The organism is Catenulispora sp. GP43 (assembly GCF_041260665.1).
Classification (GTDB): domain Bacteria; phylum Actinomycetota; class Actinomycetes; order Streptomycetales; family Catenulisporaceae; genus Catenulispora.
Genome location: NZ_JBGCCT010000001.1, coordinates 706899 through 728425, shown reverse-complemented (window position 1 = coordinate 728425; position 21527 = coordinate 706899). Strand labels below are relative to the sequence as shown.

The following is a 21527-nucleotide window of genomic DNA, read 5'->3' as shown; positions in this document are numbered from 1 at the left end:
GGGAGTGTTCGCGGTGCGAAGCGCCCTTACTGTTGGCTGTGTGAACGTCAACGCCGCGACCGCCGGGCTGGCCGCGCTGATCGGCCTGGGTACCGGCGTCAGCGGGGCTTTGGCCTTCCGGTTCAGTGAAAGGGAGCGAGTGGGTCCACCCGAACCGCCCGGCGACGACCCGGTGCCCCCGGGCGTGGCCGGCGTCCTGCAGGTCCTGCGCAGCTCGGCCGTGGTGCTGGACGCCAGCGACGCCGTCGTGAAGGCCTCGCCGGCCGCCTACGCCATGGGACTGGTCAAGTCCCGGAGCCTGACCTCGCCGGAGCTGCTGGAGCTGGCCCGGCACGTGCGCCGGGACGGCGAGATACGCCAGGTCGAGATGGACCTGCCGCACGGCGCGACCGCGGTGCTGCATTCCACCGTCCGCATCGCCCCGCTGGGCGCCACCCTGGTGCTGGTGCTGGTCGAGGACCGCACCGAGGCCCGGCGCGTGGACGAGGTGCGCCGGGACTTCGTGGCCAACGTCTCGCACGAGCTCAAGACCCCGGTCGGGGCGCTGTCGCTGCTGGCCGAGGCCGTGCAGTCGGCCTCCGACGACCCCGACGCGGTCCGCCGCTTCGCCGCGCGCATGCAGCAGGAGTCGCACCGGCTGACCTCGCTGATCCAGGACCTGATCGACCTGTCCCGGGTGCAGATCGACGCCCCGCTGGCCGCCTCGGCGGAGAAGGTGCACATCGCCGAGGTGGTGGCCGACGCGCTGGACCGCAGCTACGAGACCGCCGCGGCGCGCCGGATCGAGCTGGTCGCCGACGCCGAGGACGACGTCGCGGTGCGCGGGGACCGGACCCAGCTGTCCGCGGCCCTGGGCAACCTGGTGGAGAACGCGGTCAACTACTCCCCGGACGACACCCGGGTGGCGGTGACCGTCAAGCACGTCGGCGACCTGGTCGAGGTCTCCGTCACCGACCAGGGCATCGGGATACCCGAACGGGACCTGGAGCGCATCTTCGAGCGGTTCTACCGCGTCGACCCGGCGCGCTCGCGCGCCACCGGCGGCACGGGCCTGGGCCTGTCGATCGTCAAGCACATCGCGGCCACGCACGGCGGGGAGGTGACGGTGTGGTCCTCCGAGGGGAACGGCTCCACCTTCACCCTGAAGCTCCCCGTCTGTGTCGAGGAACGCGACCTGGCACGGGCCGTCTGAGGGCCCATGTACAACCGAGCCATACCAAGTGGGAGGACCCCGAAGTGACCCGTGTACTCGTGGTCGAGGACGAGGACTCGATCAGCGACCCCCTGTCCTACATGCTGCGCAACGAGGGCTTCGAGGTGGCGGTGGCCGACTCGGGACCTGCCGCGCTGGAGGAGTTCGACCGGCACGGCGCGGACCTGGTGCTGCTGGACCTGATGCTGCCGGGGCTGCCCGGCACCGAGGTCTGCCGGCAGATCCGGGCCAAGTCCAACGTCCCGGTGATCATGCTCACCGCCAAGGACAGCGAGATCGACAAGGTGGTCGGCCTGGAACTGGGCGCCGACGACTACGTCACCAAGCCCTTCTCGGCCCGCGAGCTGGTGGCCCGCATCCGCGCCGTGCTGCGCCGGCAGGCGACCAGCGACGAGCCGGACGGCGGCGCGCTGGAGGCCGGCCCGGTCCGGATGGACGTGGACCGGCACAAGGTGACCGTCGACGGCCGCCCGGTGGAGCTGCCGCTGAAGGAGTTCGAGCTGCTGGAGATGCTGCTGCGCAACTCCGGCCGGGTGCTGACCCGCATGCAGCTGATCGACCGGGTATGGGGCGCGGACTACGTCGGCGACACCAAGACGCTGGACGTGCACGTCAAGCGGCTGCGCGCGAAGATCGAGCCGGACCCGGGCACGCCGGTGCACCTGGTGACGGTGCGCGGGCTCGGGTACAAGTTCGAGGGCTGAGCCGGTGGGGAGTCGTACTCCCCGGCATACCGGGCAGCGGGCGCCGGCCTCGGGGGTCGACGTGCGTGAAGAGGGGCTCCGGTCGGTGACCGGGGCCCTTCGCCGTCGTCCGGCTCAGCGCGTCGACATCGACGGCGGGGGCGGCGGCGTGGTGTTCGACCGCGACCCCATCACCGGCCCGGTGGGCGTGCTGCTGTGCGGCGGGGGCGGCGGCGCGGACGTGGTCGGCTTCGGCGCGGACGTCGGCTGCGGGTGCGTCGGCGCCGGATCCTTCGACCGGGACGAGGTCGCGGTGGCGGGCGAGGAGGCCTGCGAGTCGTTGATGGATCCGCCGCTGGGCCGGTCGTCCGTCGAGGCCGTCGAGGCCCCGCCCGGGGCCATCGCCGCGCCGCTGGGCCGGTCGGAGTCGCTCGGGGCGCCGGCCCCGGTGGAGGAGACCGCGGCGCTCTTCGTCAGCGGTGCCGGCTGCTGGCTGGCGGTGCTGCTGCAGGCGGCGCAGACCAGGGCCGCCGCGACTGCGGTGGCGGCGGCCCTGGCCGGTGCTACGGTCCCCCGGATCGGCATGGATGCCACTGTAGCCAAGTGGACAGCCATGCGGGAGGACTCGTATGCGTGCACGCGGTGTGCGGCGCGACCGCTCCACCGTATCCGGCCGGGGCGGCTTTTCGCTTGATAACAGGTGAAAATCAGGGGTTCTTCACTCGAAAGTGGGTTGTGCCCTGATGTGCGGCCGCGTCGATCCTGTCGGGTGGCGCTCAGGGCTCCTTGCGGAAGAAGTCCCGCAATGCCGCGCCGACACAGACCACGATGATCAGGACCCCGATGACAACCGCCGCGGCGGCGGGCGTGCCGTGGATCGAGAACTCGCGCGGCATCGCCGTCACGAAGGCGCCGGTGAGTGCGCCGACCATGGCCAGCGAGAGGTTGAAGGGGGTCCGGCCGTTGATGGCGGGCCTGCCGCCGGCGACGCTTCGGGTCCCGGAGCCGGTGTCGGCTCCGGCTCCAGCCCGGGCTCGGACTCGGGCTCCGGGAGTCCCAGCTGGCCACGCGTAAGGATCCGGGTCCGGCGCCGGGGACTCGACCAGGCGCTGGCCGCTGAGCGTGCGGAACATCTGCCCCCGCGTGAGCGTGCCGGCGTCGACGACCCGCACGGTCTCCGGCGGCGCGAGCTCCCGTACGGCGCGGTAGACGGCGTCCAGGGCGGCGGACCCGTCGGCCTTCCGCGTCGGCTTCACGATCAGCAGCAGCGCGGGCACGCTGTCGGGGAAGAGCGTCCAGGTCGCCGTGATCCGCGCCGCCCCGGCCGGCTTGGCGGCCCGCCGGATCCCCGCGAGGTAGGCGTTCACGTGCGGCGGGGGTAAGTGGAAGGCGGCATCGGCCTCCGTCCCGAACGGGATCGGCCGGGGCCGCAGCTGGTCGACCGCGGCCGCCGAGACCACCATCGGATCGGCCGAGGCCATGTCCACGACCAGCCCGTGATGCGCCGGCACCAGCGCCAGCACGGCGTCGGCCGCCCCCGGGGACACCGGCCGCGCGCCGCCGGGCGCGTCGGCCACGTCGATGCTGGCTATCGTCGAGGCCACGACGTAGATCCCCGGCCCCACCTCCGGATCGCGCACCACCGCGGGCGCGCCCCCGCGCGTGATCCACACGATCAGTCGCGCCAGCGGAACCGGCGGCTCGGGGCGCCACAGGCGCTCGTCCGCTGCGGTCACGGCGCTCCCTTCGTCCGGCCGGCGCCGTGCGAGGGACGGCGGCTGTAACAGTGATATCAGGGGTTCCGGTGACTGTGCGCGCGGGGCTGCGGGGGCGGGTGACGGGGCCGGTCAAGCGCATCGCCCGCGTGCCGTGGGCGACGCGGGCGATGCGGGCGATGCGGGCGATGCGGGCGATGCGGGTGGTGCGGTGTTCGGACCGGGGGCTCAGCCGTTGGTGCTCTGACCTTCGTTGATCTTGATGGTCGTGGTGTTCGGCGCGCTGGTGATGGTCTGGACGTCCGGCTGGCCGCCGTTCTGGATGATGGCCAGGGTCCAGGACGTCGTCACGCTGATCGTGTAGGTGTCCGGCGCGGTGAACTGGTACGCGCAGTTCGGGTCCTTCGACGGCGCCGAGCCGTCGGAAGGGCTGTATTCGATGTCCGATTGACACGACCGGGTCGCGTCGGGGGTCGTGTGGTTCGCCCGCGTGATGGTCCACTTCACGCCGACGAACGTCCGGGTGCCGATCACGTTGCCCGCGGAGCGGGTCTGCACGGACGTGTCCAGACCCTTGGTCCAGAACCAGATGTTCTGGTTCACGAAGCCGATCGCGCCGGGGCCGCCGGGCGGCGCCATCCCGAGATCCGGCTTGGCGATCTGCAACTCGTTGGTGATGAGCGCCACCGGGTTCGGCCCGGCGCAGTAGCCGACGCAGGGGCCGATGATCTCGATGGCACCCACCTTGCTCGGCGGATTGCTGGTGCTTCTGCCGGGTGTGCAGTCCTCCCACTGGGCCCGGTTGGTGGACGGGTCGTAGCTGCCCCAGATCGGATCGTTGGTGGCGGGCTGGGGCACGACCGGCTGGATGTAGCAGCCGCCGCTGAACGACCAGCCGTCGATCGCGCACTTGTAGGTCTGGCCGTTCCGGACGATGTTGCCGGCGGCGTCGCAGTTGATGCTTACGCCGTTGCCATCGCCCCCGCCGCCTCCACCGCTCTGCTGGCCGTTGATCCAACAGATGGTGGTGCCATCGCGGGCCACAGTGATGGACGTGCACCCGTCGGCGTGCGCGGCGGGGGCCTTGGCGCTCGTGGCGACGACGGTCGCGGCGACCAGGGCCAGGACCGCGACGACTGCGGGGAGCCGCCGTCTGAGCGCGGTCAGCATGCCGTGCTCGACGGAGACACGGAGTAGACGCGCCACTTGCCACCGAAGCTCTGGTGAACCTTGTAGACGGACACCGTGGCGGGCTGCGCGGGGACGACGATCTTGCCCTTGTTCGGGCCGTATGTGCTGTACATCGGGAGCTTCGAGTCGTCGGTGCACACCGTGATCGACACGATCGGTGGATCGCCGGTGTCCTTGGATACGTTCATCACCCTGATGCCTTCCTGGCCGCGCGAGATGATGTTCTTTTGGCGTTCCTCTGTCACGAAGTTGTTCAGCAGGGACTCGACATTGCCGTCCGCGTAGTTCACAAGGTTGTTGTTGTGCGACATGGTGATGGCCATCTGGTAGGAGAGTGCCGCGTAGTTCTCGAACGCCGTCATCGCGTCGGCGATGGCGGTGTCGCCGGGAACCGAGGCGTTGTAAGCCCATCCCCCGTTCGACGTCGCCACACTCGTCGGCGCCGGGGCCCCCGGGCTGCTGCCCGTCGTGGAACCGGTCGGACCCGAAGAGCCCGTGGTCGCCTCCGTGGACGTGGCCGAGCCCGAGGTCCCGGCGGAAGTCCCCGTGGCGTTCCCGCCCACAGGTGCCAGAGCAGCCGGCTTCTGCGAGCTCGAGCAGCCGGCCAGCAGCAGACAACCTCCGAGAGCCCCGATGAGGCCCCTGTACATCTTGCCCTGCTTCAGCAGCACCATTCCCGTGTTCCCCCTTGTCCGGCCGTCCACTTTAGATACCGAGCCCCGTGCGGCCTAGGCCCCCACCGCCAGGACTTCGCGTCCTTCGCGCCAGCCGGGCAGGAGTTCGTCCACCAGGGCCTCGGTCTTCGGGTGCAGACCGCGTTCCCCGTGGACCGCCCGGGTCTGCTCCTCGACCGTCGCTATCGCCTCGCGCAGCCTGGTCTCGTCGCCGGTGGCGTGGGTCGCGCGCAGGAGAGCGCGGGACAGCTCCTCGTCGGAGGGGGCCCCGCGCATGCCGCTACGGACGGCGTCGATCGCGCCTTCGGCGTCGCCCAGGGCCAGGCGCAGTTCGCAGAGTTCGACCGCGGTGTCCGCGATCACCGCCGGGACCTCGGCCTCCACCGACTCGTACGCCAGCCAGCCGTAGCGGCTGGTCTCGCGGTGCGCCAGCAGCGGCCCGCGGACCAGGCCGAGGGCCTGGCCCAGGACCTGGTCGCGGTTCCTCGGGTCCTGATAGCGGGGGTCGGCGTCGGCCAGGGCCCGCATGTTCTTGAACATCTCCCAGTCGCTGCGCACGCTCGGCGAGACGGTCAGGCGGCCGTCGGGCAGCGTCACCAGGTTCGGGGAGCCGTCGGGGGCCACGCCGAGCCAGGTGCCCAGGCGGTGCAGGACCTGGTCGCCGATCTCGTTGGCGGCGCCGCGCGGGAACAGAGCCGAGGTGAGCACCCGGGGGTGGACGCCGTCGCGGTGCAGCATCACGAAGGTCAGGGCCTCGGCGGCCTGCTCGACGCGGTCCTCGTCGAGGTCGCCGTAGGCGCCGGTGACCTCCAGGTCGCCCAGCAGCCGGACCGACACCGTCGGGGTCAGGCGGAGCTGGGCCTCCAGGGCCGCCGCCTCGGCGGTCAGCGGCAGGATCGGCTCGCCGTTGACGTCGCGGGTCGCCTCGAAGAGCTCCAGGACCGACCGGTACTGGTCGTCGGGCAGGCGCTGGGCCGTCAGGTCCAGGTCCAGGGCCGGCAGGCGCAGGCGGCCGGCGCCGTCGACGGTGGCCTTCCAGGTAGCCCCCGGGACGTCCCCGGCTATCAGGTAGCCGATGCCCAGGCGGGACGGGTCGCCGATGATGCGGGCCAGCCGCGCCGCGGTCTGCCCGGACACCGGGACGGCGCTGATGATGAAGTGCGGCGGCCAGCCCGCGCCGCCGACCATGCCCAGGCGGCCGCCCAGCACCGAGTCCAGGCCGGCCTCGGCCAGGCCGCGGCGGCGCTCGGCCAGTTCGGTCTCCAGCCCCGGCAGCACTTCCTCCAGCGACGGGGTCTGGTGCACGCGCCCCGGCGCCAGCGTCGACAGGTCGCCGGCGAAGCCCACGAGGGTCACCGTCATCTTGTCCGACCACGTGTTGGTCAGCAGTTCCACGGCCATCGCGGCCAGGACCGCGCGCCGCATGGCGTCGTCGCCGCCGACCGAGATCACGCCGCCGGAGGCCTCCAGGTCCAGCAGCACGCGGGTGGCCGCGTCCGGCCCGACGGCGCCGACCGTCACCAGGCCCGGGCACGGCGCCACCGCGGCCTCCATGACGCGCCTGGCGACCAAGCCGACGTCGGTGCGGGCCACCCACCAGGCGAGCCCGTCCGGGCGGGTGTGCCACGGCTGCGGGGCCGCCGGGGCGGGCTCGGTCAGCCGCAGTTCGAGCCCTGATTCGGTCAGGTTGGCGCTCTGCACCGGCGGCAGCGGCCGTCCGGCGGTGGCCAGCGAAGCCGACAGCTCGCGCAGCGCCTGGTTCAGGAAGCGCACGTCGCCGAGCCCGGCGCCGAGCCGGATCGCCTCCTCGGCGCCGGCCGCGGCCTGCCCCGGGCCGGTCAGCCGGCGGCCGACGGTCCGGTGCCACAGCTGGCGGCGCCGGTTGCGGCCCAGCGCGCCGAGCAGGCCGGCGGCCAGCAGCGGGGCCGAGACCAGCTCCAGCGGCAGCCGGTACGGCGACTCGGCGCCGGCCGGGGCCGGGTTCTGGTGCGCGGCGGTGCTGGAGGCGTGGCCGCCGGCCGAGTCGTCCTGGTGCGCCGGCGTGGCCGGGGCCCGGTGCGGCGACTGAGGGTTCTGCGACAGCGCGCCGGCGACGATCTGCACCGCGTCCGAGCGTTCGCCCGAGCCGTCCCCGAGGTGCCGGGCGGCCTGGGCGACGACCTGGCCGGCCGTGTCGACGGCGTCGGTCACCGCGGACAGGTTCATCGTCTGCTCGGTGGGGGAGACGAAGCCCTGGGCGCCGGTGCCCGCGCCGGGCGGGATGTCGGTCGAGATGGTGATGGTGCGCGGGCTCCCCGGCACGCCGCCCCCGCCGCCCATGAGGCCCGGGGTCCCCGGGACGCTCGGCGGCGTACCGCCGTCCGGCTGTGTGCCGTCGCCGTGCTGCGTACCGCCGCCCAGCTGCGCGCCGCCTCCGGGCGCGCCACCCTGGAGAGTGCCACCACCCTGTTGGGTGCCGCCGCCCTGCGTGGTGTGCGTGGGCCCGCCGGGGTGCTGCGACGGCGCTCCGCCATGCGACGCCGCCGCCGGATCGCCCACCAGGTCCCCGCCGGTCGCGTCGGCCGGCATCTGCAGGATCCAGCCCGGCCGGATCAGCGAGGCCTTGGTCAGCATCGAGCCGTCCGGCTGCACCCGGTCCTTGTTGAGGTCGTAGATCTCCTGGTACCGCCGGCCGTCGCCGAGGTGCCGGTCCGCGATCTCCCACAGCGAGTCGTGGTGCCGGCCGGCCGGGGGCTGCACGCGGTAGAACTTCGTCGCGCCCTTGGCCGGCGTGGACTTCAAGTCCGTCGCGGTCCGCCCGTCGATGTTCGTCGCGGTGCGCTGCGTCGGGCCCGACGGCATCGCGGTGTCGGTGCGGGTGCCCTGCTGCAGCACCTGGGTCGCGGCGATCGGCGCGCGGTGCGGGCCGTCGTCGTGGGTGCGGCCGAGCGAGGACAGGCCGGGGGCGAAGGACGCGGCCGAGGCGGTGATCAGCAGCACCGCGGCGACGAGCTGGCGGGCCAGGATCTGGCTGCCGCCGGACAGCGGCACGTGCCCGGGCATCCCGATGCCGCGCGCCGCGGCCAGCGCCTCGACGAGCACGCACGCCGAGAACTGCGCCCAGGCCAGCCAGACCAGGATCGCCAGCACGTTGGTGAAGGTCTTGGTGTCGATCTTCGCGTTGAGCAGGCCGCCGGAGGGCATCTTGTGCGGCAGAGGCCAGCCGACGAAGTACGCCAACGCCAAGGGCACGCCGATCACCAGCACCAGCAACGCCACCAGAGCGCCCAGGCCGGTGATGACGTCCATCGCGCTCCGCTGCCGTTTCAGAACGACCGGAGTCTGCTGCGCCGTGCCCGGCGGCGGCCCCTGCGGCGCGAGGTACTGCCGGTCCGAATCGTGCGCCATGCGTCCGCGCCCCCTTTCCTGCTCCTGTTACTTCGGAATCACCGGTGTCGCGGTTCCCGTCCCGGTGACAGTAGTGTCCCCTTTGAGAGCGAAACCGACGAACAGCGGCTTGTACTGCATCTGCAGTGTGACGGTTATCTGGGGATTGACATAGGGGTTCGCGTCCGTCGGATTCCCCGTGACTTGGCACGACGTGATGGTCGTGTCCGCGATCTGGTTGTCGAGCAGGTATTGCTGGGCGTCCGGCATGCAGTCCCCGGCGGGGTCCACATTGATCTTGATCCCGGGATACGCGCCCGTCGTCGAGATGACGTTGTGCGTCTTGAGCCAGCCCTGGTCGATGTCCTGCGCGACCCGCCGTGCCGCCTGGTCTGCGTAGTCCGAGGCCTGGGTGCGGTCGGAGATCAGCAGGCCGACGTCGACCAGGAAGGCCATCAGCAGCACCACGACCGGCGCCCAGATGACCACGGCCATGGCCAGCGACCCGCGGTCGTTGCGCAGGCCCGTGCGCAGGCGGTCCAGACGGCTGCCCATCAGTGCCCCGTGGAGGTGGTCGAAGTCGGGTTGCTGGGCTTGGTCGGCTTGCCGGTCGAGCTCGTCTTGTCGCTCGGGCTCGGTTTGCTGGGCGGAGTCGTGGACGGCGGGGTGGGCAGGCTGTCGGTGCCGGTCGGCGTCGCGGGTGTGGTCGGCGACGTCGGCGAGGTCGAAGGCCCGCCGACCGTGGTGGTGCTGGCGTTGGTCGGCAGGACCGAGGGGGTCAGCCAGCTCGGGATCGAGAACTGCGTCGGCTCCGGCGTGCTGGGCCCGCTCGGCTGCGGGGCGGTGGAGGTCGGCACGGGCCCGGGGTGGAAGTTCTGCAGCGGGTCGATCGGCGCCGCGAAGGTCTGGCTGAAGGTCTGGTGCGCGCCGAACATCCCGAACCCGGACATGTCCACCGTGCACGCCACCGTCACCTTGTAGTAGCCGCCGCCGCCCGCCACCGGCGGGACGTACGCGCTGGTGACTGTGGCAGAGCCCTGACAGCGCGAGCCCAGGTCGGCGTCGGCGGCGGCCTGGGCCTGGGCCGCCGCGACGTCGCCGCTGCCCTGCAGCGACCCGGCCCGGGCCGCGTCCCGCGCCGCGCCCTGGACCTGGCTGCGGACGTTGACCATCACCCCGAGCGCGACGACGAACAGCAGCATCGTCACGATCAGCGGGGTCATCAGCACGACCTCGACGGAGGACACGCCGGCGTCGGAGGACACGCCGGCGTCGGAGGACACGCCGGCGTCGGAGGACACGCCGGCGTCGGAGGACACGCCGGCGCCGGCGGCCCGGCGGCCACGGGGTGCGGGCACGGGGCGGCTCACGGGTGCCTCACCGGCTGCTCCACGGGACCGCCGGCGTGCACGTCGATCGCCAGGCCGAAGCCGGGGAAGACGGAGGGCACGTTCGAGTGCAGATCCACCCGCACCAGCGAGATCTTGCAGTCGGCGTTCAGATTCGGGTCCGCGGTGAAGCTGGTCGTCGCCGTCGGGGTGAGAAGCAGCTGCCCGCCGAGGATCTGCGATTGCCGGATGGCGGTGTTCACCGCGTCCTGCTGCCAGGGGGCGGTCGGGGCGTCGCAGTCCTGCGGCAGCGTGCCCGCGGCCGCCTCCTCGCGGGCTTTGCGGGCGCCTTCCTGGACCGCCGCCGTCGCCGCCTGCTTGGCGAACAGGTACAGCGCGAACTGCACCGTCAGCATCAGCATCAGGAACAGCAGCGGGGTGAGGATGACGAACTCGATCGCGGTCATGCCGCGGTCGTCGCGCAGCGATCGTCCGCCGCGCGACTCCGTCCCGTCCTTCACCCCGTCTGTCATGTCCCTGACTCAGCCGCAGCTGCCGCCGGTGGTGCCGCCGGTGGTGCCGCCGGTGGTACCGGTGGTGGTGCCGGTGGTGCCGCCGTTCCCGCCGCCGGTGGCTCCGGCCGTCGTGCCGTTTCCGGCGTCGTTGATCTGGGTGCAGGCGCTCTTGGCCTTGTTGGAGATGGCCTGGCTGATGATCACGCCCACTCCGGCCACGATCGCGACCACGATGCCGGTGATGATGACCCACTCGACGGCGGACGCGCCGCGGTCGCGGGCCTTGCGCGGCGCGGCGGCCCCGGGCGCGGTGCCGTCGGCCGCGTCCCCGGCGCCGACCCCGGTAACAGAGTCCTGCGAAGCCGCGACGACGTGCTGCCACGCCTGGACCGGGTAGAGGTCGGTGTACTCGGTGGTGATGACCTGAGCCTTCATCTCTGCGTCTCCTAGATAGAGCCCATGACCCGGGCCATCGCCGGGTACAGGAGGAAAATCATGAAGCCCGCGCACAGCAGCATCTGCGCCACGAGCATGGACTGCGACTTCGCGCCGGCCGCGCCCTCGATCTCGGACAGCTCCCGGTGCCGCATCGTCTCGGCGCGCGCGGCCAGCGACTCGCGGACCTTCGCGCCGTCCTCGGCGACCAGCGCCAGCGCGGCGCCCAGGTCCTTGAGCTCGTCGATGTCCAGGGCCTCGCCGAGGTGGGACAGCGCGTTCCACTGCGAGACGCCGGTGACCCGGGCGTCGGTGAGCGCGTCGCGGATCCGGCGCAGCGCCCAGCCGTCGGAGACCTCGGCCGCCGCCATCAGCGCCTCGGGCAGGCCGCGCCCGCCGGCCAGGTTCATCGCGACCAGGTCCAGGTAGGCGCCGAGCACCCGGCGGAAGTCGCGGCGCTTCTCCGCGGCCTGGCCCTTCACCTCCAGGTCCGGCAGCAGGAAGAAGACGACGCCGAACAGCAGCGCCAGCCAGACCGGGATGGTCGGCGTCAGATGCAGCCCGATGATGTAGAAGGCGGCGAAGACGAACGGGCCGAAGACGACGCCCAGCGCCGCCAGCAGCAGCTTGGTGGCCAGGAACTGCTCCACCGAGCGGTCCAGGATCGCCAGGTCCGCGCGCAGCGAGCGGATCTGCCAGCCCTGGCGGATGTAGAAGTCGTTCACCGAGGCGCCCAGGTCCTGGCGCAGCTTGGCCAGGCCCTTGGGCGGGGCCTGCTCGGCGGACGGGGCCAGCGAGCTGTGCTGGCGCAGCGCGTCGATGCGGGCCACCGCGGCCATCGGGTCCGGCCGGCTCGGGATCAGGGCCCTGATGAGCAGGAAGAGCCCCAGGCCGGCCAGCGCGCCGGCCAGTACCTCGTACGTCATCGCGGATCACCGCCTCGCTGGTCGGGGACCTGCGCCGGCACGGTCCGGGCGCGCTGCAGGAACCGGGCGGGAGTCTGGATCGAGGACAGCCGGCGCAGCCAGTAGAACCCGGCGGCGAACAGCGCGATCACCGCCAGCAGCACCAGCTGGCCGGTGGCCGTGCTGTAGGGCTGCACGAAGGACTTGTTGAAGACCGCCAGCCCCAGCACCACCGCGACCGACACCCCGACCACGATCTGCACGCTGCGCCGGGTCGAGCTGCGCTGGGCCATGACGCGCTGGCGCATGTCGACCTCCTCACGCGAGGACTGCGCGAGCGCCCCGAGCACCTCGCGCAGGCCCGGGCCGCGCAGCCGGGCGTTCAGGATCAGCGCGGCGATGACCAGGTCGGCGGAGGCGTCGTCCATGTCGTCGGCGAAGTACTCCAGCGCCTGCGGCATGGGCATGCGGGCGCGCAGCCGGTCCACCAGGGTGTGCAGGTTCTCGCGGATCGCCGGTGAGGCGGCGCGGGCGGTGGCCGGGATCGCCTGCTCCAGGCCGACCGCGCCGGCGATGGTGTCGCGCAGGCTCTCGGTCCAGCCGGCCAGCGCCTCGACCCGGGCCAGCGCGGCGCGTTCGGCGGCCAGCCCGCCGAACAGCTGGTTCCAGAAGAAGACCAGGATGCCCGAGGCGATCGCGGCGGTCGGCCAGCGGGTCGCGGCCAGCACCAGCGCGCCGACCACGACCGCGACGGCACCGCGCGTCGACAGGAACTTGATGATGTCGCCGACGCTGCGCGCGGCGGGCTCCTCCGGCTTGGCCGGGAAGCCCCGGACCGCCGCGATCAGCAGCGCCACGGCGGCGCCGACGCCCGCGCCGATGCCGAGCGCGGCGAAGGTGGCCGGATTGAAGACCGCTGTGTCCATCCGGGCCTCACCTCCATCCCGGGGCGTGGTGGGTTTGCGTGGGGCCGGCGTATCCGACCTGTGCGAGGTCCTCCATGCAGGCGATCGGGGCGTGCGCGACCGCGCGGCCGTCCGGGCCCTCGGCGAAGATCTCGGAGGACAGCACACGGCCGTCGATGCCGTTCACCTCGCGGACCGAGGTCACCATGCGCTGCAGCGTGCCGCCGTGGTGGTAGGCGTTGCGGCGGGTGATGAAGACCACGAAGTTGATGGCGCCGGCGATCAGCATCTGGCTGGCCTCGACCGGCAGCCGCTCGCGCGATTGCAGGGCGTAGGTCGAGACGCGGTTGAAGACCTCCAGCGAGGAATTCGCGTGGATGGTGCTCAGCGAGCCGTCGTTGCCCTGGGACATGGCGTTGAGCATGGTGACGATCTCGTCGCCCAGCACCTCGCCGACGATCACCCGCGAGGGGTTCATGCGCAGGCTGCGGCGCACCAGCTCGGCCATCGACACCGCGCCGTGGCCCTCGGAGTTCGGCAGCCGCTCCTCGAAGGCCACGACGTTCGGATGCAGCTCGGGGAACTGGTCCAGGCCCAGCTCCAGCGCCCGCTCGACGGTGATCAGGCGCTCGTGGCCGGGGATCTCGTTGGCCAGCGCGCGCAGCAGCGTGGTCTTCCCGGCGTTGGTGGACCCGGCGATCATGATGTTCTTGCGCGCCGTGACGGCCGCGCGCAGGAACGCGGCGAGCTCCGGCAGCACGGTCCCGTTGGCCTCCAGGTCCCGCAGGAACACCTTGCCCAGCCGGGCCCGCCGGATCGACAGCGCGGGGCGCTGGGTGACGTCCATGACCGCCGAGAGCCGGGACCCGTCCGGCAGCCGCAGGTCCAGCTGCGGGTTCGCGGTGTCGAACGGCCGCGAGGACAGGCCGGAGTAGGCGCCGAGCACCTGGATGAGCTCGATGAGCTCCTCGTCGTTGTCCGCGACCGGCTCGCCGGTGGCCTCCCGGCCGTCGGCGTAGCCGAGGAAGACCCGGTCGCACCCGTTGATGTCGATGTTCTCGATGTCCGGGTCGTCCAGCAGCGGCTGCAACCGCCCGACGCCGTAGAGCGCGGCGTGCACCGCGGCCGCCAGCGCCTCCTCCTCCATGGCGTTCGGCGGCGTGCGGCCGTAGGTGATCTCGGCCCGAGCGTGGTCCTCCAGCGCCTGCGCCACCAGCGCCCGCGCGTACTGCCGCTCGTCCTCGCCGGTCATCGGGGGCAGCCGCGAGGCCTGGTCGGCCCGGCGCTGCTCGGCCAGCCGGTCGCCGACCTCCTGGCGCAGCCGCTTGACGAGCCCGTGGTCGATCGGCGTCATCATTCGTCCCCCTGCGGCGGCCCGGCGCGGTGGCCGCCGCGGCCGGGCGCGATCTCGTCGCGCGGCGGGAGCCGGTCCAGCTCGCCGTCCCGGTACGGCAGGGCGCCGCGGGGGTCCGGGCCGCCGCCGAGGGTGACGGAGGTGAAGCCCTCGTGCGCCGACGGCGCCGGGGCCGGGGGCTGTTCGCCGGGCCAGACGGTGGGCTGCGGCTGTGCGGTGCGGCGGAACATGGGCTGCTTCGCGGTGCCGGGATCCTGGGGGGTGCCGAGGTCCTGCGCCGGGGGCGGGTAGCCATTGGCGGGCGCGGCCGGGGACGCCGGTATGTGGTGCTGCGGCAGCGGATCGGTCATCGGCGGCGGCGCGGGCTGCTGCGCGAGCGGATCGGCCATGGTCGGCGGTGCGGGCTGCTGCGGCTGGGGCTGCGGCTGCGGGTTCGCGATCGGATCCGCCATGCCGGGCGCAGACTGCTGCTGCATCGGCGGTGCAGCCTGCGGCGGCCTTGGCGGCGCGGTCGGCTGCTGCATCGGCGGCGCAGCATATTGCTGCTGAGGCATCGGCCCAGCGCCGGTCATCGGCTGCTGCGGCCGCGGCGGCGTACCCGGCTGCTGCATCGGCGGCGCCGCGTATTGCTGCTGCGGCATCGGTCCTCTGCCGGCCGCCGGCTGCTGCGGCATCGGCCGGCCGTCGCCCATCGCGGGCCCCTGCGAAGGAGTCCCGTAATCGCGCGACAAGTCCAGCGCCACCTCGCGCGTCGAGCGGATCAGCAGGGTGCGGTCCAGGCGTCCGCGTCCGCGGCCGTTGATCAGGTCCGCGCCGTCCGGGTCGTCGGCGATGGTGCCGATCACCTTCACCGGCAGGCCGCTGTTCCGCAGCAGTTCGTCCACCTGCGCCGTGACCCTGGTGCGCTGCTTCGGGTCGACGATCAGCACCACGCCGATCGGCACGCCGAGGCCTCCGCCGGCCGCCGCGGTGCCGCCGCCGACACGCTGGAGCAGCGACAGCGCCCGGTCGCGGACGTGCGCGATCTGCTCCGCCGAGGTGCGCGCGATCAGCACCACCAGGGAGGCCGCCGCCATCAGTTCCAGGGCCGGGCCGGTGGCGTCGACGCGGCCGCAGTCGGCGATCACGTCGGTGTCCGGCAGCGAGTCGAAGGCGCGGCCCAGCGCCGGCCACAGGCCGGTCAGGCCCGCCGACTGGTCGCCGGTGGCCAGGCCGACCACCAGCTCCAGGCCGCCGTGCATGCGCTGGATGTGCTGCTCGAGCTGGTGCGCGGACAGGCCGTGGCGGGCCGTGGTGGCCAGCGACAGCATGCCGATGTTCGGGTTCAGCGGCGCGCCGCTCTCGGCCGGGGCGCGGTAGACCAGGTCGCCGCCGGAGGGGTCGCACTCGGCCAGGATGGCGCGGCGCGGCCAGACGCCGGCCAGCGCCACCGCGGTCGTGGTGACGCCGGGGGAGCCCTTGTCGGAGGCCAGGACTATCAGGGACATGAGGTGTGCTGCCCTACCCGAAGCTCTTGGTGAGCATCAGGTCGCCGGCGTTCGCCACGGCCAGCACCTTGTCGGTGGGCACGGCGATGGTCGCCGTCATGGTGTCCGCGTCGTTGCGGTTCACCAGCGTCACCGTGCACAGCTGGACCCAGGTCGTGGTGGCGTTCTGGCCGTTGGCGCCGGGCGTGGTGGTCTCGGTGTACAGCGTGAACTTGTCGCCGATGTACATCTGCTGCGTCGGGTAGTGGCCCTGTTTGATCTGGACGCCCATCAGGGTGTTGCCGGGGGTGGCACCGGCGACCGTACCCGACTGGTCGTTGAGCATGTCGGTGGTCAGCAGCGAGCCCTTGACCAGCGTGTTGTAGGTGGTCATGCCCTGAAGCTGGTTGACCTGGCTCCACGGCACGTACTTGATGCTGTTGTCCTGCGCCACACTGGTCTCGACGAACTGGCCGGTGCTCAGCTTCGACCCGGCCGCGATCGAGGTGTTCCCGACCCGCACCACCGAGACCCGGTGTCCGGACTGGGTCACCAACAGCATCGTCGCCAGCGCGCCGGCCAGGATGAGCAGCACGGCCAGCGCCGCCAGCGCGGGCTTGCGCTCGCGCGGCGCCGTGGGCAGCCGGGTGGGCGCGACCGCGCGACCACCTCCGAAAGCGGCACCCGCCGCCGGGGCGCCCGGAATCGTTCGGTCCTTGCTCACAGCTGTCTTCCCCGCCTACACACGTCAGGCCACATCGCAGAACGCAGAGACGGGGAGGATCGTGATCCCCCCGGAAGCGATGCGGCGATGGACGGTTCGCCATCCCCCTGCGAGCGGCTATCGTAACCGCCTTTCAGGGCCCCCGGGGAGGGGCGTTTTGCGATCTTTACCTGTTCACGCGCGGTCCGTTCCCAGTTCCCGCATTTACTTCGTCACTATACGTGGCAAAGGCCGCCGCGACAGGGGGTATCCCGAGTCGCGACGGCCCTTCAACCGGATGTATCTCACACGGCCCTTACGCCGCCACCACCGTCCGCTCGCGGCCCGCAGCTTCCTCCCGCAGCTGCCGCACCGCCTCCGAACTCAGGCGCAGGAACGACTCCGGCGTGACCAGCCGGTAGCCCACACCGCGCACCGTGGCGATCATCCCGGGCAGCGCGAGCTTCGAGCGCAGCGAGGCGATGTGCACCTCCAGCGACCGCTCCGCGCCGTCCCAGCCGGCCGGCCACAGCCGGGATATCAGCTGGTCCCGGGCCAGCACCGTGCCGGCCTGCCGGGCCAGGACCACCAGCAGCTGGTACTCCTTCGGGCGCAGGGCGACGCGCTGGCCGTGCACGGTGACCGTCCGCGAGTCCTCCGCGACCACCAGGGGTCCGGCGACGATGCGGCGGGGCGGTCCGGGCGTCAGCGGCGGTCGTGGTGGGGCCACGGCCAGCCGCAGACGCGCGGCCAACTCCTGAAGTCCGAACGGCTGGACCACGTAGTCGTCGATGCCGTTGTCGTGGCCGCGCAGCCACGCGTTCATGTCCACGCGATGGGTGACGGCGATGATCGGGGCCTGCAGCTCGGTGCGCAGCCGGCGGCAGAACGCCAGCACTTCGCGATCGACGATGCCGCATTCCAGCAGCACCACGTCCGGCAGCCGCCGCAGCGGCCCGGCCCCGGTGACGTCGGCGGCGTCCAGCACGTCGAACCCCAGCGCGGCCAGGCCGCCGCTGAGGGTCCGGCTGCGCCGCCGACCCAGTCCGGTGATGAGAACTCGCATACCGATACTGTCCGCCGCCGGGCTCACCATTTGCTCAACGTCGGATAGACGGGCTTGTCAACGCGGGTGCACGGGCCTTTGGATGGACGCTGACTACTGCCGTGCGGAGTCGTCGCGCACCGTCACGCGAAGCTCTCCGTGGGCGTTCATCCCGACCATTGGTAGACCGTTTCCGGCCGCCCGGGCCCGCCGTAGCGCGGCTGCCCGGAGACCAGCCGCCGCGCTGTCAGGTATTCGAGATAGCGCCGCGTGGTCGGCGCGCTCACCCCGGCCCGGCCGGCCAGTTCGGCCGCGGTCAGCGGCGAGGCCGCCTTCAGGATCCCGACGAGCGCGGCCAGGGTGCTGTCCGAGAGCCCCTTGGGCAGCTGCGCCGGCCGCGGGGACCGCAGTCCGTCGAGCATCCGGTCCAGTTCGTCCTGTTGCAGCGCGTCAGAGCTCGCGTCGGCGGACTCGGCGGCGCGGCGGAAGTCGGCGTAGGTCTCCAGCCGGGCGCGGAATGTCGAGAACTGAAACGGTTTGATGAGGTACTGCACGATCCCCAGCGACACTGCGGCCCGCACCGTCGCCAGATCCCGGGCCGAGGTCACCGCGATCACGTCGGTGGCGTCGCCGCGGGCCCGCAGCGTGCGGCACAGGTCGATCCCGGTCATGTCCGGCAGGTACACGTCCAGCAGCACCAGGTCCACGTCCCGCGCGGCCAGCACCCGCAACGCGTCGGCCCCGGTCCGCGCGACGTCCGCGACCTCGAAGCCGGGGACCCGCTCGACGTAGACGCGGTGCGCCTCGGCCAGCACCGGATCGTCCTCCACCACCAGGGTGCGGATCACTGCCCGGCCCTCCTGGGGATGTGGACGCTGAACACCGCGCCGCCGCCGTCCGCCTCCGAGACGGCGACCGTCCCGCCGTGCCGCCGCACGATCTGCGCCACCAGCGCCAGCCCCAGGCCGCGCCCGGCCTGGGCCTTGGTGGTGAACCCGCGCACGAACACCTCCTCGCGCAGCTCCGGCGCGATGCCCGGGCCGTTGTCGGTGACCCGGATGCCCAGCCCGGACGCGTCGTCGGACAGCTCGATCCAGACCCGCTTGGCGGCGCCGTCCCAGTTCTGCCCGGTGTCTCCGGTCTCTCCGCCCTCCCCGGTGTGCCCGGTGTGCCCGGTGTGCCCGGCGCCGCCCACCGCCTCCAGCGCGTTGTCGATCAGGTTCCCGACCAGCGTCACCGCGTCGGTCACCGGCAGCGGCAGGTCGCGCACCGCCGTCACCTCCCCGACGCCCAGCTCGATCCCGCGCTCCCGGGCCTGCGCGACCTTGCCGAGCACCAGCGCGGCCAGCACCGGCTCCTCGACCGCGGCCAGCAGCCGGTCGACCAGCTCCTGCTGGGCCGCCAGCTCGCCGGTCGCGAAGCGCACCGCCTCGCCCGGCCGGTCCAGCTCGATCAGCGTCACCACGGTGTGCAGCCGGTTCGCCGCCTCGTGGTTGGAGGCGCGCAGCGCTTCGGCGAAGCCGCGCACCGAGGCCAGCTCGTCGGTGAGCGCCTGCAGCTCGGTGCGGTCCCGCAGCGTGACCACGGTGCCCAGGTCGCGTCCGGCGCGCCGGGCCGTGGACTGGTTCACCGTCACCACCCGGTTGTCGGTGAGGTGGATCCCGTCGGCCACGTCGGCGCCCTCTGCCAGCACCGCGCCGAGCGAGCCGTCCACGCCGAGTTCGGCCGGCGTGCGCCCGGCCCGGGCCGCCGGCAGGTCCAGCAGCCGCACCGCCTCGTCGTTGGCCAGGATCAGTTTGCCGGCCGGATCCAGCAGCAGCAGGCCTTCGCGCATCGCGTGCATCACCGCGTCGTGGTGCTCGTACAGCTCGGCCAGCGCGACCGGGCCCAGGCCCCGGGTCTGCCGGCGCACCCGGCGGCCGACGGCGTACGCCCCGAGGACGGCCAGGGCCAGCGCCGCGGCCGAGATCCCGATGACCATCGGCAGCTGCTGCCCGAACAGCGAGCTGAGCCGGTGCTGGGTGATGCCGACCGAGACCAGGCCGATGATCTCGTTCCCGTGCTGCGGATCGCGGATCGGCACCACCGACCGCACCGACGGGCCCAGCGAGCCGCGGTAGGTCTCGGTGAACGCCCTGCCGGCCACCGCCGGGGCGATGTGCCCGACGAAGGTCTTCCCGATCAGCGTCGGGTTCGGGTGCGTGAAGCGGATGCCCTTGGTGGTCATCACCACCACGAAGTCGACGCCCGCCTGCTGCTCCAGCGCGGTCGTCTCGGGCTCCAGCGGGACGCTCGGATCGGCGGTGTGCAGCGCCGCGACCGTGGACGGCGCGCCGGCCAGCGCCTCGGCCGTGGAGATCACCTGGCGGCGCGCGTCGGCGTGCTCGGTGGCCTGCGCCTGGAGCACGGCCGCCGTGGAGCCCACCGCGGTCAGCAGCAGCACCAGCACGCACTGCATGAGCAGCACCTGGGTGGCGATGCTGAACCGGCGGTGGAGACGACGCATGTCCGGCAGTGTTCCCCACAATCCGTGATCGTCCAAGGTGAGCCCCCGGTCTCGTGCGCGTAATGCGCGTAACCGCGCTTGTGATCTGTGACCTGCCCCACAGTGAACGGCGTCCGTCAGCCCGTCCACGCAGTCCAAGGGGAGCGACCATGTCCGAAACCTCATCGCCACCGACGCACAGCCGCTGGTACAAGCAGCTCTACGTCTGGGTCCTCGTCGGCATCGCGGCCGGCATCGCCCTCGGCGCCGCCGCGCCGGGCGTGGCCACCCAGCTGCAGCCGCTCGGCGACAGCTTCGTGAGCCTGATCCGGATGGTCATCACCCCGGTGGTGTTCGTGACCGTGGTGACCGGGATCGCCGGGGTCGGCAAGCTGCGCGAGGTGGGCCGGGTCGGAATCAGGTCCCTGATCTACTTCGAGGTGCTCTCCACGGTCGCGCTGGCGATCGGGCTGCTGGTGATGGACGTGCTGCGCCCCGGGGCCGGGGTGCACGCCAAGGTGCCCAAGGCCACCGGCACGGCCGCGGACTACATCAAGACCGGCCAGACCCAGTCCGCCTGGCACTACCTGACCGACATGGTGCCGAACAGCATCGTCGGCGCGTTCAGCACCGGCAGCGTGCTGCAGGTGCTGGTGATCGCGGTGCTGGTGGCGGTGGCCATCAAGCTGGTCGGGGAGCCGGCCGAGCCGGTCGCGCGCGGTATCGAGGTGGTCGGCAGGGTCCTGTTCCAGGTGCTGCGGATCGTCATGTACGCGGCCCCGGTCGGTGCGTTCGGCGCGATGTCGTTCACCGTCGGCAAGTACGGCCTGCACACGCTGACCAGCCTGGGCAAGCTGATGGCCGTGTTCTACGGGACCTCGGCGCTGTTCGTGCTGGTGGTGCTCGGCGCGGTCGCCGCCACCCAGCAGGTGAACATCCTCAAGCTGCTGCGGTACATCGCCCCGGAACTGCTCGTGGTGCTCGGCACCTCCTCCAGCGAGACCGTGCTGCCGCGGATCATGGACAAGATGGAGCAGGCCGGCGTGCGCCGCGACGTGGTCGGCCTGACCGTGCCGGCCGGGTACTCGTTCAACCTCGACGGCACCTGCATCTACCTGACGCTCGGCGCGCTGTACATCGCGCAGGCCCTTGACGTGCACCTGTCGCTGGCCCAGCAGGTGACGATCCTCGGTGTCCTGCTGCTGACCTCCAAGGGCGCCGCCGGCGTCACCGGCAGCGGGTTCATCGTGCTGGCCGCGACGCTGTCCACGGTCGGCACCATCCCGGTCGCCGGCATCATGCTCATCTTCGGGATCGACAAGTTCATGAGCGAGTGCAGAGCCCTGACAAACCTGTGCGGAACGGCCGTCGGCACCATCGTCATCGCGGGCTGGGAGGACGCTTTGGACCGCGAGAAGCTCTCTTCCCAGCTCAACGGGGGTGGGGACGGGTCCCCGGAACCGGTTACAAGCGGTGTCGCAATTCCGGCATAAGCGGACAGATTTTCCGGGAAACCGCTGGTGAGGGAGTTGTCGCCGGTTGCC

Annotated in this window: 20 protein-coding genes; 4 read left to right on the top strand and 16 right to left on the bottom strand. The window is 72.3% G+C overall.

Going from position 1 to position 21527, the window contains the following annotated elements; translation table 11 throughout:
- Nucleotides 1-40: 40 nt before the first annotated feature.
- The 3 genes from ABH926_RS03250 to ABH926_RS03240 all read left to right on the top strand — a co-directional run bounded on the left by ABH926_RS03250 (nucleotide 41) and on the right by ABH926_RS03240 (nucleotide 2590).
- Complete coding sequence (locus tag ABH926_RS03250; protein WP_370363730.1) at nucleotides 41-1192, top strand: sensor histidine kinase; 1152 nt, start codon at nucleotides 41-43, stop codon at nucleotides 1190-1192.
- Nucleotides 1193-1236: 44 nt separating this feature from the next.
- A complete protein-coding gene (locus ABH926_RS03245) occupies nucleotides 1237-1917 on the top strand; it encodes a response regulator (RefSeq protein WP_370363729.1) in 681 nt (226 codons plus the stop codon).
- 85 nt (nucleotides 1918-2002) lie between these two features.
- Entirely contained in the window at nucleotides 2003-2590 is a 588-nt protein-coding gene (locus tag ABH926_RS03240; protein WP_370363728.1) for a hypothetical protein, read from the top strand.
- Between the two features lie 82 nt (nucleotides 2591-2672).
- Here the strand turns inward: ABH926_RS03240 and ABH926_RS03235 are convergent, their stop codons facing one another.
- The 16 genes from ABH926_RS03235 to ABH926_RS03160 form a co-directional block, all read right to left on the bottom strand.
- Nucleotides 2673-3632 carry a hypothetical protein gene (locus tag ABH926_RS03235; RefSeq protein ID WP_370363727.1) on the bottom strand — a complete coding sequence of 320 codons (960 nt, stop codon included), beginning with the start codon at nucleotides 3630-3632 and terminating at the stop codon, nucleotides 2673-2675.
- A 207-nt stretch (nucleotides 3633-3839) separates the two neighbouring features.
- The gene (locus ABH926_RS03230; RefSeq protein WP_370363726.1) at nucleotides 3840-4817 is read right to left on the bottom strand and encodes a hypothetical protein; all 978 of its coding nucleotides are present in this window, start codon (nucleotides 4815-4817) and stop codon (nucleotides 3840-3842) included.
- Nucleotides 4775-5476 (bottom strand): hypothetical protein, encoded by a 702-nt coding sequence (locus tag ABH926_RS03225; RefSeq protein WP_370363725.1) that lies wholly within the window; start codon nucleotides 5474-5476, stop codon nucleotides 4775-4777. Before ABH926_RS03225 ends, ABH926_RS03230 begins: the two co-directional genes overlap by 43 nt.
- A gap of 54 nt (nucleotides 5477-5530) precedes the next feature.
- Entirely contained in the window at nucleotides 5531-8863 is a 3333-nt protein-coding gene (locus tag ABH926_RS03220) for a BTAD domain-containing putative transcriptional regulator (protein WP_370363724.1), read from the bottom strand.
- 27 nt (nucleotides 8864-8890) lie between these two features.
- A complete protein-coding gene (locus ABH926_RS03215) occupies nucleotides 8891-9397 on the bottom strand; it encodes a TadE/TadG family type IV pilus assembly protein (protein WP_370363723.1) in 507 nt (168 codons plus the stop codon).
- On the bottom strand, nucleotides 9397-10200 hold the full coding sequence (locus ABH926_RS03210) for a TadE family protein (protein WP_370363722.1): 804 nt from the start codon (nucleotides 10198-10200) through the stop codon (nucleotides 9397-9399). The genes ABH926_RS03215 and ABH926_RS03210 overlap by 1 nt, the downstream gene beginning before the upstream one ends.
- Before the next feature lie 8 nt (nucleotides 10201-10208).
- Nucleotides 10209-10703, bottom strand: coding sequence for a TadE family protein (locus ABH926_RS03205; protein ID WP_370363721.1), 495 nt, complete (start codon nucleotides 10701-10703; stop codon nucleotides 10209-10211).
- Nucleotides 10704-10712: 9 nt separating this feature from the next.
- Nucleotides 10713-11120: a hypothetical protein gene (locus ABH926_RS03200; protein WP_370363720.1), complete on the bottom strand. Its 408-nt coding sequence runs from the start codon at nucleotides 11118-11120 to the stop codon at nucleotides 10713-10715.
- Nucleotides 11121-11131: 11 nt separating this feature from the next.
- Nucleotides 11132-12046, bottom strand: coding sequence for a type II secretion system F family protein (locus ABH926_RS03195; RefSeq protein WP_370363719.1), 915 nt, complete (start codon nucleotides 12044-12046; stop codon nucleotides 11132-11134).
- Nucleotides 12043-12951: a type II secretion system F family protein gene (locus ABH926_RS03190; RefSeq protein WP_370363718.1), complete on the bottom strand. Its 909-nt coding sequence runs from the start codon at nucleotides 12949-12951 to the stop codon at nucleotides 12043-12045. Before ABH926_RS03190 ends, ABH926_RS03195 begins: the two co-directional genes overlap by 4 nt.
- Before the next feature lie 7 nt (nucleotides 12952-12958).
- Entirely contained in the window at nucleotides 12959-14284 is a 1326-nt protein-coding gene (locus ABH926_RS03185) for a CpaF family protein (RefSeq protein ID WP_370363826.1), read from the bottom strand.
- Nucleotides 14284-15771: a hypothetical protein gene (locus tag ABH926_RS03180; RefSeq protein WP_370363717.1), complete on the bottom strand. Its 1488-nt coding sequence runs from the start codon at nucleotides 15769-15771 to the stop codon at nucleotides 14284-14286. The genes ABH926_RS03185 and ABH926_RS03180 overlap by 1 nt, the downstream gene beginning before the upstream one ends.
- Nucleotides 15772-15784: 13 nt before the next feature.
- A complete protein-coding gene (locus ABH926_RS03175; RefSeq protein ID WP_370363716.1) occupies nucleotides 15785-16474 on the bottom strand; it encodes a hypothetical protein in 690 nt (229 codons plus the stop codon).
- Nucleotides 16475-16769: 295 nt separating this feature from the next.
- Nucleotides 16770-17519, bottom strand: a complete 750-nt coding sequence (locus ABH926_RS03170) for a response regulator transcription factor (protein WP_370363715.1) — start codon at nucleotides 17517-17519, stop codon at nucleotides 16770-16772.
- A gap of 146 nt (nucleotides 17520-17665) precedes the next feature.
- Nucleotides 17666-18346 (bottom strand): response regulator, encoded by a 681-nt coding sequence (locus tag ABH926_RS03165; RefSeq protein ID WP_370363714.1) that lies wholly within the window; start codon nucleotides 18344-18346, stop codon nucleotides 17666-17668.
- Entirely contained in the window at nucleotides 18343-20004 is a 1662-nt protein-coding gene (locus ABH926_RS03160; protein ID WP_370363713.1) for an ATP-binding protein, read from the bottom strand. The genes ABH926_RS03165 and ABH926_RS03160 overlap by 4 nt, the downstream gene beginning before the upstream one ends.
- 149 nt (nucleotides 20005-20153) lie before the next feature.
- On the opposite strand from ABH926_RS03160, the gene dctA reads away from it, so the two are divergent.
- Nucleotides 20154-21476, top strand: a complete 1323-nt coding sequence (gene dctA, locus ABH926_RS03155) for a C4-dicarboxylate transporter DctA (protein ID WP_370363712.1) — start codon at nucleotides 20154-20156, stop codon at nucleotides 21474-21476.
- The last annotated feature ends 51 nt before the right edge of the window (nucleotides 21477-21527 follow it).